General features: G+C 35.8%; 11 protein-coding genes and 3 pseudogenes. 11 read left to right on the top strand and 3 right to left on the bottom strand.

The annotated features are described in order from the left end of the window. The first annotated feature begins 407 nt into the window (after nucleotides 1-407). The 3 genes from ACSU6B_RS28205 (at nucleotide 408) to ACSU6B_RS28195 (ending at nucleotide 2,152) form a co-directional block, all read left to right on the top strand. Nucleotides 408-1,145: an RES family NAD+ phosphorylase gene (locus ACSU6B_RS28205; RefSeq protein ID WP_410889721.1), complete on the top strand. Its 738-nt coding sequence runs from the start codon at nucleotides 408-410 to the stop codon at nucleotides 1,143-1,145. Nucleotides 1,146-1,307: 162 nt separating this feature from the next. Continuing rightward, nucleotides 1,308-1,730, top strand: a complete 423-nt coding sequence (locus ACSU6B_RS28200; RefSeq protein ID WP_410889720.1) for a hypothetical protein — start codon at nucleotides 1,308-1,310, stop codon at nucleotides 1,728-1,730. A 167-nt stretch (nucleotides 1,731-1,897) separates the two neighbouring features. Next, a complete protein-coding gene (locus ACSU6B_RS28195; protein ID WP_410889718.1) occupies nucleotides 1,898-2,152 on the top strand; it encodes a hypothetical protein in 255 nt (84 codons plus the stop codon). Between the two features lie 508 nt (nucleotides 2,153-2,660). On the opposite strand, the gene ACSU6B_RS28190 is transcribed toward ACSU6B_RS28195, so the two are convergent. Continuing rightward, entirely contained in the window at nucleotides 2,661-3,245 is a 585-nt protein-coding gene (locus ACSU6B_RS28190; protein ID WP_410889717.1) for a TetR/AcrR family transcriptional regulator, read from the bottom strand. A 195-nt stretch (nucleotides 3,246-3,440) separates the two neighbouring features. Between ACSU6B_RS28190 and ACSU6B_RS28185 the strand changes: the two genes are divergently transcribed. The 3 genes and pseudogenes from ACSU6B_RS28185 to ACSU6B_RS28175 all read left to right on the top strand — a co-directional run bounded on the left by ACSU6B_RS28185 (nucleotide 3,441) and on the right by ACSU6B_RS28175 (nucleotide 5,817). Further along, nucleotides 3,441-4,169, top strand: coding sequence for an LLM class flavin-dependent oxidoreductase (locus ACSU6B_RS28185; protein ID WP_410889715.1), 729 nt, complete (start codon nucleotides 3,441-3,443; stop codon nucleotides 4,167-4,169). 102 nt (nucleotides 4,170-4,271) lie between these two features. Further along, nucleotides 4,272-5,159 (top strand): SDR family oxidoreductase, encoded by an 888-nt coding sequence (locus ACSU6B_RS28180; RefSeq protein ID WP_410889713.1) that lies wholly within the window; start codon nucleotides 4,272-4,274, stop codon nucleotides 5,157-5,159. Nucleotides 5,160-5,273: 114 nt separating this feature from the next. Further along, nucleotides 5,274-5,817 (top strand): annotated as a pseudogene (locus ACSU6B_RS28175) (NADPH-dependent FMN reductase). A gap of 326 nt (nucleotides 5,818-6,143) precedes the next feature. Here the strand turns inward: ACSU6B_RS28175 and ACSU6B_RS28170 are convergent. Continuing rightward, nucleotides 6,144-6,959 (bottom strand): AraC family transcriptional regulator, encoded by an 816-nt coding sequence (locus ACSU6B_RS28170; RefSeq protein ID WP_410889711.1) that lies wholly within the window; start codon nucleotides 6,957-6,959, stop codon nucleotides 6,144-6,146. A 207-nt stretch (nucleotides 6,960-7,166) separates the two neighbouring features. Between ACSU6B_RS28170 and ACSU6B_RS28165 the strand changes: the two genes are divergently transcribed. The 5 genes and pseudogenes from ACSU6B_RS28165 to ACSU6B_RS28145 all read left to right on the top strand — a co-directional run bounded on the left by ACSU6B_RS28165 (nucleotide 7,167) and on the right by ACSU6B_RS28145 (nucleotide 14,147). Then, nucleotides 7,167-9,359 (top strand): alpha-galactosidase, encoded by a 2,193-nt coding sequence (locus ACSU6B_RS28165; RefSeq protein ID WP_410889709.1) that lies wholly within the window; start codon nucleotides 7,167-7,169, stop codon nucleotides 9,357-9,359. A gap of 277 nt (nucleotides 9,360-9,636) precedes the next feature. After that, nucleotides 9,637-10,980 (top strand): glycoside hydrolase family 32 protein, encoded by a 1,344-nt coding sequence (locus ACSU6B_RS28160; protein WP_410889707.1) that lies wholly within the window; start codon nucleotides 9,637-9,639, stop codon nucleotides 10,978-10,980. Nucleotides 10,981-10,991: 11 nt separating this feature from the next. Next, nucleotides 10,992-12,881 (top strand): PTS beta-glucoside transporter subunit IIBCA, encoded by a 1,890-nt coding sequence (locus ACSU6B_RS28155; RefSeq protein WP_410889705.1) that lies wholly within the window; start codon nucleotides 10,992-10,994, stop codon nucleotides 12,879-12,881. Between the two features lie 65 nt (nucleotides 12,882-12,946). Further along, complete coding sequence (locus ACSU6B_RS28150) at nucleotides 12,947-13,111, top strand: GH32 C-terminal domain-containing protein (protein WP_410889723.1); 165 nt, start codon at nucleotides 12,947-12,949, stop codon at nucleotides 13,109-13,111. Between the two features lie 72 nt (nucleotides 13,112-13,183). Continuing rightward, nucleotides 13,184-14,147 (top strand): annotated as a pseudogene (locus tag ACSU6B_RS28145) (carbohydrate kinase family protein). A gap of 106 nt (nucleotides 14,148-14,253) precedes the next feature. On the opposite strand, the pseudogene ACSU6B_RS28140 reads toward ACSU6B_RS28145, so the two are convergent. Then, a pseudogene (locus tag ACSU6B_RS28140) lies at nucleotides 14,254-15,195 on the bottom strand (IS110 family transposase); the annotation flags it as partial.

The following is a 15,195-nucleotide window of genomic DNA, read 5'->3' as shown; positions in this document are numbered from 1 at the left end:
TAAGGAGTAAGGCTTTTTTCTTTTCAACAAACAGGCTAGATTGGGGAAGAAAAGAGGGAATTTTCGTTAAGAAATTTTAAATGAAAGGTATTATTCACCTTCTATAAAATAGCTAAAAGGAGGAGACAAATGGAGTACGATGATTTTTTACCAAAACTCAATAAGTCAGCAGAAAAATTTAAAGATAAAGCACAGCAGAATTAAAATATTGTATTACATGTCAGCCATACGACGGTGGTGATTATATTTGGATAATCGGAAATGAAACTACTATTGATGAAATTCTTGAAGGTATTAAATGTCCAGAACAATACCGTGAAGATATTGCTGCACACTTATATTGCCCTAACTGTGGTAAATCTGGATTTGAACCATACGAGGTTGTTGGAACTGAGGATTTTACAATTTTGGAAGAAGAAAAATATTATAAATCGATTATTTCTCGTTTTGCTAGTAAACTTGATGATTTTCGTTCGCATTTAGGGATATATCCATCACTTGCGCTGGCCCATCCGATGGGAAGGAAGATACATAAAGAGATTGTTAACAGTAAGGTTGAATCAATTGAAGTCAACCATACTAGTTGGTCGAGGGCTAGGTTAGTTTCTCAGTCCAAGGTGTTTGAACAATCAGATATGACAGCACCTGACGTTGGATTATCCTCGGGTGGTAGATTTCATCATCAAGGACAGAGCGTATTGTACCTAGCAGAAACTGATGAACTCGCAATGATCGAAACACTTGATAATCCAGATGTTTCTTCACTAATTTGGATTCAAAAGTACACTCAGGAAAATGAGTTAACAGGGATATTGGATTTAAGACTTCAATGGGAAAATTTAGGGTATTCTCAAAATGAAGTGATTCAGGCACTTTTAGCTTCAAGATATATTTTTGAAAAGGTTAACGATAGATCAAGTAAATGGAGACCACAATATTTCCTAACTACATTCATAGCTGATTGTGCAAGACAAGCTGGATTCAATGGAATTATATATACATCAAGTCGGTCTAACGGAAGCAACCTTGTCCTGTTTAATCCAAATGAGACTGCGGTACATGCAGTCGATAACCCGAAAGTATTCATTTATGATCCAAAGAAATATTTAATAGAAGATCCAGATGATTTAACGAGGTTTTTTTAAATAATCGATTCTAGTTCTAACAAAGTAAGTATAATTAAATTTTTCTTTTATTCATTAATTGGGCGCAATGCTTCAATAGAGAAGGGATCGCTTTTTCCTTATTAAAGTAACGGGCAGTTAGTTTAATAAGAATACTTACATAATAATATCGGAGGTGTTGGAATGATTACGGTGAAAAATGTTGAAAGTTACCTTAAAGATAAGATTGGTGTAGACGCTGATACTGTAAAAAAAGTTTGGGAAATATTTAAGGATTTTTGTAAAGAACCTGTTAAGGGAGAAGAAGAAAAAGAAATACTATTTCAATGTGGTGTTTATGATTTTACTGGAGAGGAACTATTTCATTATGATTTTGTACGTCAGTTTACTGTTTTTGAAGAAGACGAGTATTCTCATATGGAACAACTTCACTGTGAATTCTTATTTAAACCAACAGATGAGTTAAGAAAGTTAGAGGTAGCAGAATGGTCAATGGAATATGATGATATAGATGATTTTTTAAATCATATAGATAACCTTCAGGAGTTTAATATACCTTTGAATTTAAAGCCGATAAAAACAGAAATATATCAAGAAGAAGTTTAAACCTGATTTTACTACGGGGCGATGCTTGAATAAGGCATCCCCTTTTTCTTATTAAGCTAACGAGGCAGTTTAGTTGAAAAAAGGTGAAATTCCCCAAGTTACAAAAAACATTATAGTAAGTATAATTAATTTATTAAATAAGGAATCGCTATTAATAGGGTGAGATAATGGATTTATTGGGTGCAATGTCAGTTTTGATTGGTTTTTTAGCGTTATATGGTGGATTCGCCTATAATAAAAAAAGACACGAAAACGATGGTTTAGATGGTTCTGGGGCTGATTCAATCATCGGTGCCATCATCGCTTTATTTGTTGTCATCTTATTTAGGCTGTTGCCATATCAGGTTACCAAAACATTGTTATTTATATTTGCCTTTATTTGTTTTTGTTTTAGTGTTTATGCGTTTACTCACTTACACTAATGGGTGCGAGAGTTGAACAAGGGGCTGTGGCGGCGGCTCTTTTTCTTGATACGCTAACGTGGCAGAATAGTGAAATAAGCACAATTTACGTGTAAATGATAAAACTGAATCACTTAAGGAGTGGAATTAAAATATGGATAAAAAATCACTCATAACAGTATTTTTAGTATTTGTTACTTTAAGCGTTATGAAAAATATAGAAATATCGAATGTGTGGATTCTTAACCAATTAATTAAATTAATTATCTGTCTCACAGTGTTTATTATTTTTGCTTTTATCTGGAACTTTTTTAAAAAAGAAAAATTTTAAATGGTGATATCCAACTAACGGGTGCTTGAATTTAAGATCAGAGCTGTCATTGAGGCAGCTCTTTCTTGTTGAACTAACGGGGCAGAATAGATGAAGAAGGATAGTAAACAAGACACTCTTAAGAGCCCGTTTTTTTATAAAAAAACAGGCTCTATTTATTTGGAGATGAAAAGATAATGGAGGAGGTTAGTTTTAATTCTATATTAGATTAACGTTTTCTTTATCCATGTTTATTCTATTTTTAATAAAATGCATTAATTGCTTTACGTAATCTTCTGGTTGTGTCGTTTGATTTTTCATCCAATGCATCGCAGCACCATAAAGTGCCCAGCTTAACATCACCGTAAAAGTCTCTACCTCAGTTTTGTCTTGGTTAGCCCATTGCCTTTGTGCCCACTCTGAAAAAAAGGCTTGAAGTTCCTTTTTAAAAATCGTTTCTATTTGGGGTGTAAACGCCTCGTAACTTCGGCGACATTGGTTACTGATCGATGTTTGGAACTTAATGATGGATAAAAAAATAGCCTTAATCGTCTCTTCGTTAATTACCTCATGTGTACTTACCTCTTGAATGACTTCTCTCATAACACTTTCACTTAACACCTTTTCAAGCAAGTCATATTTGTCCATGAAATGAGAATAAAAGGTTGCACGATTAACCGTTGCAGCAGTCGTAATATCTTTAATGGTGATGTCTTTAAAATCTTTTTTCATTGAAAACTCGATAAATGCATCCATAATGAGCTTACGAGTGCGAAGTATACGTGGGTCGATTTGTTTTTCCATAAAATTTGCTCCTATTTTTTAGACATTTTTATCAATATGTTGTTTAAACAATATATGTTTTATTTTGTCGGTTGTTATAAATTTTTCAACTTGTTATATTGATTTTACAACAAATGTTGGTTAAGCAAAAGATGTTGGAGTGATAAGAGCAGGAAGTCGTCAGTTGGCAAGGGAATTTCCGTTCCTCCCTTCAAAATGCACAAATCGCACCTAGACCAGTTCAGAAGAAACTGCCCTCTTTGGATTGGTGTTGGGGGTACCCCGGCAAGTGCAGTTCGTGCAGGAAGACTTGGTGTAAATATGGCACTTGGCTTGTTAAGTGGTCGTCCAGAATCCTTTAAACACTTAACAGACCTATACTGGGAAGCAGCTAGAGAAGCAGGTCATGATTTAACCAAGTTAAGAGTTTCATTGACGGGGCATTCGTATATAGCCGAAACAGGAGAACAGGCTATTAACGAATTTGTTCCGCACTATAATCGCTATTTTGGCTATTTTTTAAAGGAGCTTGGTCAACACTTCCGAAAATGGTTTTGTTATAAAAAAATAATAAAGAACAAAAAAGGGGATGGGAGAAATATGGAGATTTTAACATTTATTTTGCAAGGAATTCTTGCCTTAATGTTTTTGATGGCAGGATTCGGGAAAGTAACAGGTTCTAAAATGCATGTGGAAGCTTTTACGCATTGGAGATTGCCACAATGGTTCAGAGTTGTAACAGGGCTTGTTGAATTAACAGGGGCTATCCTTTTAATTGTAGGATATTGGGTATCAACTTCGGCAATGGCAGGAGCACTTTTACTTGCCATTACAGGTATAGGCGGAATCTTTACACATATTCGGGTTAAGGATTCCTTTAAAGATACAGCTATGATTCTATTCTTAGCCATTCTATCGTTTGTTGTATTTTTTCTTTATCTATAGTAAGCATTTTACCTTCAACTAATTGGGTGATTTTGAATGAAAAAGTAACCTGAAAAGCAATTACTTGAGTGATATGCAATACACATTTTGGAGGAAAAGAAAATGAAAATATTAGTTACAGGTGCAACAGGAAAATTAGGGTCAAAAGTTGTTGAGACGTTATTAAAAACCGTACAGGCAGAACATTTAGCTGTTAGTGTTCGTAATCCCGAAAAAGCAGAAGGATTGAAAGCACGCGGGGTCGAAGTCCGACAAGGTGATTTTGATATACCGGAAACACTGGATGCTGCTTTTTCAGGAATTGACAGACTATTAATTATACCAACATCTGATGTGCAGCTTGGGGGCGATGAAATAAGAATAAGGCAACACGCCAATGCGGTTGCTACCGCCGAACGCGCCAATGTTAAATTTATTGCGTTTACCAGTGCGCCTAAAGCAAGCGATAGCAACTTTTTCCTTGCACAAGCTTATAAAGCTACGGAAGAGGCTATTGTAAAAACAGGCATTCCTTATTCATTTTTGAGGAATAACTGGTATCTGGAAAATGAAATCGGAAATATACAAGCAGCTATGGCGGGTGCTCCCTGGATAACGGCGACAGGAGATGGAAAAGTAGGTTGGGCGCTTCGGCAGGATTTGGCGGAGGCAACTGCCAACGTACTTACAGAAAATGGACATGAGAACACGATTTACGAACTTTCAGGTAAACTTATGACACATAAAAATTTAGTCTCTATCCTTGAAACTGTATTAGGAAAAAAGATTCCTTTTCAACAGGTTGATGATGACACTTATGCCGAGATTATGAAAGGTGCTGGAGTTCCGGAATCCTTCCTTCCTATGCTTATTAACACACAAAAAGGCATTCGTGATGGTGGATTAGAAGTTGAAAGTAACGATTTGGAAAAACTGCTTGGTCGCCCTGCCGTATCGATGAAAGAGGCATTAACCCAAATGGTTAACCAAATCTCTCAAACAGCCAATTAAGTTATCACAACACTTAGAAGTAGTACGCTTTGTTATTTTTAATGAAGCTTAGGAATTATGATTATGAAGTTAATTTAAAACAATTCGTTTTTTAAAACCAAGGAGGAAGAAATCATGACAAATGAAAAATTAAATATTGGAATTATCTTAGGAAGCACTCGTCAGGGTCGTTTTAGTCCTGAAGTCGGAGTATGGGTAAAAAGAACGTGAAGATGCAAATTATGAAATTGTTGATATCGCTGATTACAATTTGCCGTTTTTCGGAACTACCGATGGTACAGAACCTGGAATAGCATCTTGGAGTGAAAAGGTTGCCAGCTTGGATGGATTCGTGTTTATTGTTCAGGAATACAATCACAGTATTACTGGAGCATTAAAAAATGCACTTGATATTGCTAATCGTGAAGCTTGGGATAATAAAGCGGCAGGTATCGTCAGCTATGGGGGAACTGGTGGTGCTCGTGCAGCTGAACATTTACGAGGGATTTGTGGAGAATTATTCATTGCAGATGTGAAGACTCACCCAACATTATCTTTATTTACAGATTTTGAAAACTTTACAACATTTAAACCAGCTGAATTACATCTTCCTAATGTCAATTTGATGCTTGACCAAGTTAACGCTTGGAGCGGTGCATTAAAAAACTTGAGAAAATAACTATAATTGATAGTCGCAATTTAATCCGAATATCAGACCCTACCAAATACGGTATGTCTGATATTCTTTTTTATTTAAGGAAATTTCCAGAATGCTCTATAAAAAAAGATTGTGAACCGTTGTACTTAAACAATTTTAGTTTAAGTGTAATCCTTCACAATCTAAATTAATATTTTTAGTTAAAGACAATAGGTTAATGCATTTTCCTAACACAATCCTTATTCTTCACAACCCCCCCCACCATTAGGTAGGGGATTCAGGTTGTATAATACCTACTAAAATTAATCAAATATATTCAGGAGTTAAGTGAGGTGCACTGGACACAATCACTGGTTCTTTCGATACTCTGAAGGAGTACACTTTTTAATTTTCTTGAATGTTTTTGAAAATAGGAGTACATCATTATATCCCACTGAACGGGAAATATCCCCAATTTTAAGCGTAGAATCCGTTAGCAGAAAACATGCTTTCTTGATTCTTAAACTTAATAAAAACTCTTGCGGCGATTTATTGAGATATTGCTTAAATAAACGATGAAGATATGAACGGTCAATTGAAATATATTTAGCGATATCATTTACTGTAATGTAATGCGTGTAATTTTGTTCAATAAAGAGTATCGCATCTTCGATATACTTTTGCTTTTTTACCTCAATGGTGACTCCACGATTCGGAAAGAGTTCACACAATATATATATAAATTCATATAGCTTTGAAGTTAATAGCAAGTCCTTATTAGACGATAGCATTGATGCCATTATGATACTATCCATACATTGGTTTAGTTTATTGTCATGATCGAACGTGAAAATCGGTTGCTCCATAGATAAACTTGATCTGTTTAAATATTCCTTTGCTTTTACTCCACTTAAACCAATCCATTTATATTCCCATGGATCCTCAACATCTGCTTCATAATAAATTAAAATGTTTGGCTCAATTAAGAACGCTTCATTTTTTCCTAGATGATAGATTTTATCATGTACTTTAAATATCCCTTTTCCTTTTAAAATATAGTGAATTATGTATCCGCTTCGTATCGCTGGACCATAAGAATATTTACTTATACAAGCTTCTCTACCGCATGTGTACAAATTTAGATCTAAATTGTTATGAGAAGGATTGGAAAAGTTTAAAATCATTTTGTCACCTCTAATTGAAAATGTTTGCAAGTTATCACATCGTTCCATACTCAGTCTACATAATACCATATAAATATCTAATTAAAACTATTAAAATGAACCCATAAGCATTAAGTGAAACAACATATTTCAATAAACAGTATAAGGTGGAGTTACACATTGTTTTCGTTGAAATAATTGATGCTTACTTATGTGGGGGAGGTCGTTATGACTATTTACATCGATGATGAACAACTTTTATTTCATTTGCAAGGAAAAAACACGAGTTATGTTATGCAGGTTATACGAGATGGCTATTTAGCTCACTTATATTGGGGGAAGAGTGTTCACAAATATGGCGGAAACAACAAAATTATCTTTATGGATCGAGTTTTTTCTCCTAATCCAGATGCGTCAGATCGAACATTTTCGCTAGATACGCTACCTCAGGAGTACCCGGCATATGGAAATGGTGACTTTAGAATTCCATCTTATCAAATACAATTAGAGAATGGCTCTACTGTGACGGACCTTCGTTATAAGGAATACCGAGTGAATAAAGGTAAGCCAAAATTGGAAGGGTTACCATCCACTTATGTAGAGGATGAAAATGAGACAGAAACACTAGAAATCATTATGGAAGATAAATTGCTAGGACTGACTGTTACGTTAACATATAGTTTGTATGAAGATCGAGATGTTATCACTAGATCTGTTCAGTTTGATAATCAAGGATCACAAAATTTAAAAATGCTTCGAGCGCTAAGTGCAAATGTTGATTTTCGTGATGATGAATATGAATTAATCACATTGTATGGTGCTCATAGTAATGAGAAAAATATTGAGAGACGTAAAATTGTACCAGGGATTCAAATGGTTGATAGTTGCCGGGGAGCTAGCAGTCCTCAACAAGCACCATTTTTGGCATTAGTAAGAAAAGGGACTGATGAAGATCAAGGTGAAGTGTATGCATTTAACCTTGTGTATAGCGGGAATTTTACAGCACAAGTTCAAGTGGATCCATATCGCAATACAAGAGTATCTATGGGGATTAATCCTTTCGATTTCTCATGGTTATTAGAGCCGGGGGAAACCTTTCAAACGCCTGAAATTGTAATGGTTTACACAGCAAAAGGATTAGGCGAAATGTCCAGAATTTATCACGAATTGTATAGTAAAAGACTATGTCGTGGATTATTTCGGGACAAGGTACGTCCAATACTAATTAACAACTGGGAAGCCACTTATTTTGATTTTAATAAAGAAAAAATTGAACAAATTGCCAATGAAGCAAAAAAAGTAGGAATAGAACTATTTGTATTAGATGATGGATGGTTTGGAAAACGTGATGACAGCAAAAGCTCGTTAGGGGATTGGGTAGTCAATCAACGTAAACTTCCGAAAGGTTTAGTAGATCTTGCATACCGCGTTCGTAATCTTGGTATGGAGTTTGGTTTATGGTTTGAACCTGAAATGGTTTCTATTGATAGTGAATTATATAGAAATCATCCAGATTGGTGTTTACATGTCCCATATCGCCCACTTACGTTAGGGCGAAATCAACTCATTTTGGATTTATCGAGGCAGGAAGTCTGTGATTACGTAATTAAAGCGTTGTCAGATATTTTATCGAGTGCTCCGATAACCTATGTAAAATGGGATATGAATCGTCATATGACGGATATAGGGTCAATAGCTTTACAACCCGAACGACAGCGTGAAACGGCTCACCGTTATATGTTAGGACTATACAAAATAATGGAAGAAATTACAACAAAATTTCCTAATATATTGTTTGAGAGTTGTTCGAGTGGTGGAGGTCGCTTTGACGCAGGGATGCTTTATTATATGCCGCAAACATGGACAAGCGATAACACAGATGCGATGTGTCGTTTGAAAATTCAATATGGTACAAGTCTTGTTTATCCACCGATTACAATGGGGGCGCACGTTTCATCTGTCCCAAATCATCAAGTTGGAAGAATTACTTCACTTGAGACAAGAGGATATGTCGCCATGGCTGGAAATTTCGGTTATGAGCTAGACTTAACAAAGTTAACAGAGGAAGAAAAAGAAGTAGTTAAACAACAAATTGCTTTGTATAAAGAGATTCGACCACTTATTCAATTTGGTAGATTTTATAGAATATTTAATCCCTTTGATGGGAATGAAGCTGCATGGAACTTTGTTTCTGAAGATCGATTAGAAGTAGCAGCTAGTTATTTCAAAGTATTATCTCAACCAGCAGCTCCTCTTCGAACTATAAAACTTAAAGGGTTACATCCAGATTATGTTTATCAAAATGTTGAGACAGGAGAGTTGTTTGGAGGAGATGAGTTGATGAATGTTGGTATTACACTGCCAAGTATCAAGCAAGACTTTTTAAGTATGTTCTGGAGATTTAAAAAGCATAGTATCTAAAGCAGTACAAGTAAATAATATTTATGCCGTATTTTCTACCATACATGGTTACTCTGTTCCATAATTATATATTTAAAAAATCTCCCATATTGTGAAAATTTAGGAACAGATTGTAGTAGTCTTATATGTTAATTCGCTTTTGTAAATTAAGCTATTAATAAGTTCCACATTTTTGTTATTACCCTATTATGAGATTTTTTATGGTGTTAAACTGTTTTGTCAAAAAGTATTAAAGAATTTAAAATAGAACATTTTTTTAGGAGAGTGGGATGTTTTTTTGAGGAATCCATATAAAATGAACTATCATATAGAGCCAGATAGAGGTTTGATGAATGATCCAAATGGTTTAATTTGGTTCAAAGGTAAGTATTATTTTTTCCACCAATGGAATCGTTTTGATATGAATCATCATTACAAAGAGTGGGGGTTGTTTACTTCAACTAATATGATTGATTGGACCAATCAGGGTTCTGCTATTCTTCCGGATAGAAAATTGGATCGAAATGGTGTTTATTCAGGTAGCAGTATAGAACATAAAGGAGAGATGTATTTATTCTATACTGGAAACGTAAAAAAAAATGGGGAAAGAAAAAGCTATCAGTGCATTAGTACATCTAAAAATGGTCGGACTTTTATAAAAGAAGAAAGTGTAATTGAAACGCCCGCAGAGTTTACGGAACACCATCGAGATCCAAAAGTGTGGAGAGGTGGAAATAATTGGTGGATGGTTGTAGGTTCTCAAACGAAAGAGAGGAAAGGCGCGATTGCACTCTACTCTTCTTGTGACTTGTTGCATTGGAAATATGAGAATATTTTGTACGATCAACAGTTAGACAATATGTGTGAGTGCCCAGATTTATTTTCAATAAATGGTGAAACAGATATATTGCTTTGTTGTCCTCAAGTGAGACCAGAAAAAGATGATGATTTAACAGGTGTTTCCAGTTATGCAGCGTTTATATCTGGAAAATTTGATGAAAAAACAAAAAAATTTCTACCAAAAGGTTCTTTAGAATTACTGGACTATGGATTTGATTTCTATGCACCTCAATCTTTTTCAGATCATAAAGGGAGACGAATTTTGGTGGGATGGATGTCTCGAATGTCTGAGATAGAGGAGTATTTATGCCCTACTAAACAATATGGTTATTTGCATTGTTTGACTTTACCACGTGTTGTAACATGGGAAAATGGAAAAATTAAACAACTACCTATTGAAGAAGTTAAACAACAGAGAAAACGTAAACTGAAATTCACATCTTCTCAAGGTCGTTTTGAACTAGAAAGTGGACGATTTGAACTAGAGTTGAGTAGAAAAGATTGTACTAGTGATTTTCATTTGTTTTTGAGAGATTGCTCAGTAGAGATTCATTATTATGGTAAGAAAAACGAATTGTCTGTCACGCGGGTGAATTGGGTAGCCAATAAAAAGGAAACGAAAGTAAAACAGGTTCAAAGCCTGTCACAAATGAGTATTTTTAGTGATAACTCCTCTATCGAAATATTTGTGAATGATGGAGAATGCGTTTTTTCATTAAGATACTTTACTGGGGAAGAGAATTTAAGTGTGAAATATGCCGGATTACAGCAAGAAGGAGAATTACTTTATTTTGCATTTTAGGAGATGAGAAAATGGGGAATCAAGATTTAGCAAACAAGATTATTGAATTGATTGGTGGGAAAGAAAATATTCATTCAGTTGCTCACTGTGCAACAAGATTGCGAATTATTATAGTTGACAAAGACAAGATAAATATTGATAAAATTGAAAATTTGGATAAAGTAAAAGGGAGCTTTTTCAATTCTGGTCAGTTTCAAATTATCTTGGGAACTGGATTGGTAAACAAAGTCTATGACGAGGTCATGATATTATTGGGTGATAATATTCAGAGTCAGACTCCTATCAAAAAAGAAGGAAATCGCTTTCAACGTAGCGTTAGAATTTTTGGAGATGTTTTCGTTCCAATTATTCCGGTTCTGGTTGCTACTGGTTTATTTATGGGCTTAAGAGGTTTGCTTACACAAGAATCTGTTTTGGCATTGTTAGGTTTAACACCTGACAGTATTCCCAAAGAACTCTTATTTTTCACTCAGATCCTAACAGATACAGCTTTTGCCTTTTTACCAGCGTTAGTTTGTTGGTCAACGTTTAGGATCTTTGGAGGTAATCCAGTTTTAGGGATCGTACTAGGTTTAATGCTTGTAAACCCTGTTTTACCAAATGCTTATGAAGTAGGTCAACGGGCTGCAGACCCATTAGTGTTCTTTGGATTTATTAAGGTGGTAGGTTATCAAGGATCTGTTTTGCCCGCATTTATTACAGGAATTGTAGGAGCAAAAATTGAAAAATTCTTGAAAACAAAAATACCTGACTCCCTTGACCTTATTTTGACGCCATTTCTAACACTTCTTTTTAGTATTACATTAGCATTATTTTTTATTGGACCTATTTTCCACGAAGTTGAACTGCTTGTCTTATATGCTGTTCAATTTTTATTGGAGTTACCTTTTGGAATCGGTGGCTTGATTTATGGAAGTTTTGGACAATTATTAGGTATTTTTGGTATTCATCATATATTGAATTTCTTGGAAATTAACATGCTTTCACAAACAGGTTGGAATATGCTAAATCCAATTGGAACTTGTGGTAATATCGCTCAAGCTGGTGCAGTCCTAGCAGTAGGGATCAAAACTTTTTCTCCAAAAATGAAACAAATAGCTTATCCAGCATGTCTTTCTGCTACTTTAGGTATTACAGAGCCAGCAGTCTTTGGGGTGAACCTTAGGTTGGTGAAACCTTTCGTTATGTCAATGATTGGTGGGGGAGTGGGAGGATTCTTAGCGTCTATCTTACAATTAAAAGCTACTGGAATGGCATTAACAGGTATTCCAGGAACCTTATTATACTTGAATAATCAATTGCCCCTTTATATTCTTGTAAACGTTGTCGCTTTCTCTGTGTCATTTGTATTAACTTACTCAATTGGTTACAAACCAGTCGAGACTAAGAATCAAAAACAAGTAAACAAAATATCAAATTCATCAATTATGCCACAGGTCGTAAATGTTAAAGACGAGAAGCTTTATGCACCAGTTACAGGAAAGGTCATGGATTTAAGCGAAGTCAATGATCCCGTTTTTTCAAAAAAATTGATGGGCGATGGCTTTGCAGTCACACCTAGTGACGGGCAGATTGTTGCTCCGGTTGCTGGCACTGTTTCAATGGTGCAAGGACATGCAGTTGGTTTGAACCGCACGGATGGCTTGGACGTTCTGGTGCACTTGGGCATAGATACCGTTTCATTGAAAGGCGCACCATTTTCTACCAAGGTCAAAGTTGGTGACTTTGTCAACGGAGGTGACCCGATTGCGATGGTTGACTGGAAGAAGGTTACCGACGCTGGTTTAGCAACAACAACTATGGTTGTGATAACGAATACCAACGACAAACTTGATAGTTTGGATTTTCACACAGGTGAAGCGACTGATGGAGCCTGCATCGGTGTCGCTAAGGCAAAATAGAGATCGAGTGCAATTTTCATACAAATAGTATTACCTGCTACATTAATTATACGTGATCTTAGTAAATTAAAGAAAATTATTATAGCCTCCAATGGCACCGGTACCATCGGAGGACTCATTTATTTGTTGATTCTTCATCCGTCAAAATTTTTGTAAACTATGGGGAAGAAGTGATTACCTCAAGGATTTTTCACCGTCAAAGCAGTAGGGGAATTTTCACTTTACAGTGAATGGGAGTGTAACGTTTAAAGTAGTAAAGTGGGATTATTAACAGGGGAAAATTCAAGAAACGAGGTGTTATAATGGGAAGTTTATTTTCAATTGGTGAAGCTTTAATAGATTTTATTCCACTACAAAAAGGAAAAGCCTTAAAAGATGTACTATCTTTTGAGCGGGTTCCAGGCGGTGCTCCAGTAAATGTAGCTGCGACTGTTGCAAAATTTGGAGGAAATGCTGCCTTGATTACTAAATTAGGAAGAGATAGTTTTGGAGATTTTCTTTTAGAACAACTGGCACAGGCAGGTGTCAATACCGATAAGATTAAGAACAAATGAGGCGAAAACAGGTCTGGCTTTTGTGTCTTTACGTGAAAATGGTGAGCGTGATTTTTCGTTTTACCGTAATCCTTCTGCAGATTTAATGTTATCGGATACAGAAATAGAAGAAAATTGGTTCGACGAAGGAGACATATTACATTTTTGTTCTGTGGATTTAGTAGACAGCCCGATGAAACAAGCACATGTTAAAGCGATTCAATCAGCAAAGGCTCGTGGTGGAATTATTAGCTTTGATCCAAATGTGCGTTTACATCTGTGGAATAGTCGGCAGGAATGCAGATGTACTATTTTAGATTTTATACCAGTATCACATGTAGTAAAAATCTCTGATGAAGAACTGGAGTTTATTACTGGTATAGCAGATGAAAAGAAAGCAATCGAATCTTTGTTTACAGGGGATGTAAAGGTAGTTGTATTTACAAAAGGCTCACAAGGTGCAGAACTCTATATACAGAATAAAAAATATACATCTAGAGGATATCATGTTAAAGTAGAGGACACTACGGGTGCAGGAGATGCGTTTATAGGCGGATTTTTGTACCAACAGTTAAATAAGAATACAAATCAGCACAATTTAGTGGATGTTGTTAAAGAACACCATAAAGATATTCTTGCATTCGCAAATGCAAGCGGGGCGCTTACGACTACTGGAAAAGGGGCTATCTCTTCCGTTCCATCGAAAGAAGATATATTTTTGTTATTGGGGTAAAATCAAACTTTTAGTAGGTGGTAATTTTTCATTTTTAAAAAAGGGGAGAGCGCCTAATTCATTGATCCTTGGAATCAAGCTGAATAGATTAAGATGCTTCTGGTTCTTATAAAGTAACTGTGTATCCTAAACTTTCAAGTCTTCGTAGTGAATGCCGAACAATGGATTGCTGTCTCTGTTTATCAAAGTAGTCTTCACCTAAGTCTACATACATTTCTTTCCGTGTTAAGAGATAATAAGAGATACGTAACATGGTATGTGCGACCACTATTCCGGCTCGCTTATTGCCTTTTCGTGATGCTGTTCGTCGATACAGTGCTCCGAGATAGTTCTTCGAACCTTTTACTGAATGAGCTGCTTCAGTTAATGCTGATCTCAAATACTTATTTCCTTTTTTGGTTTTAGCTGATTTCCTTTTCCCGGCACTTTCGTTTTGTCCAGGAACCAAACCTGCCCATGAACACATATGGGCTGCACTTGGGAATTGTTTCTTAATATCAGTTCCGATTTCAGCTAAAATTTGCTCAGCCATCCTGGTGGCTATACCAGGAATAGAATCTAATCGTTCCACATCTTCTTGGTAGGTACGTACTCTTTTCGCTACTTCTTGATCGAGCATCTCAATCTCTTCAGTCATAAAGTCAATATGTCTTAAAATCGTTTTAACATTAGACGTTGATGGGATTGAATATAACCTTTAAGTGCGAGTTCCAGTTCATCTTTCTTTTTTTTCATTGAGCGACGTGCAAAGTTTGCTAGTTTTTCAGGATCCTCTTCGCCTTCGGCAATAGCGTCAAGCATATCTTGAGCTGAAACACCCAAAACGTCTGAAACAACTGAACCCAATTTAATGTTTGCTCCTTCTAATACCTTTTGGATTCGATTGATTTGTCTTGCACGTTCCTCAATGATACTCCGACGATATCGAACGAGTTCACGTAGTTCCCGTTGATTACGATCTGGAATGTAACTAGCTTTCAACAGTCCATGACGAAGAAGTTTTGCAATCCATTCTGCATCCTTAACATCTGTTTTACGTCCGGGGACT

The organism is Neobacillus sp. C211, assembly GCF_051842875.1.
GTDB lineage: Bacteria > Bacillota > Bacilli > Bacillales > Cytobacillaceae > Neobacillus.
Note: the sequence above shows the minus strand (reverse complement) of the source record. Positions and strands in the feature narration are given on the sequence as shown.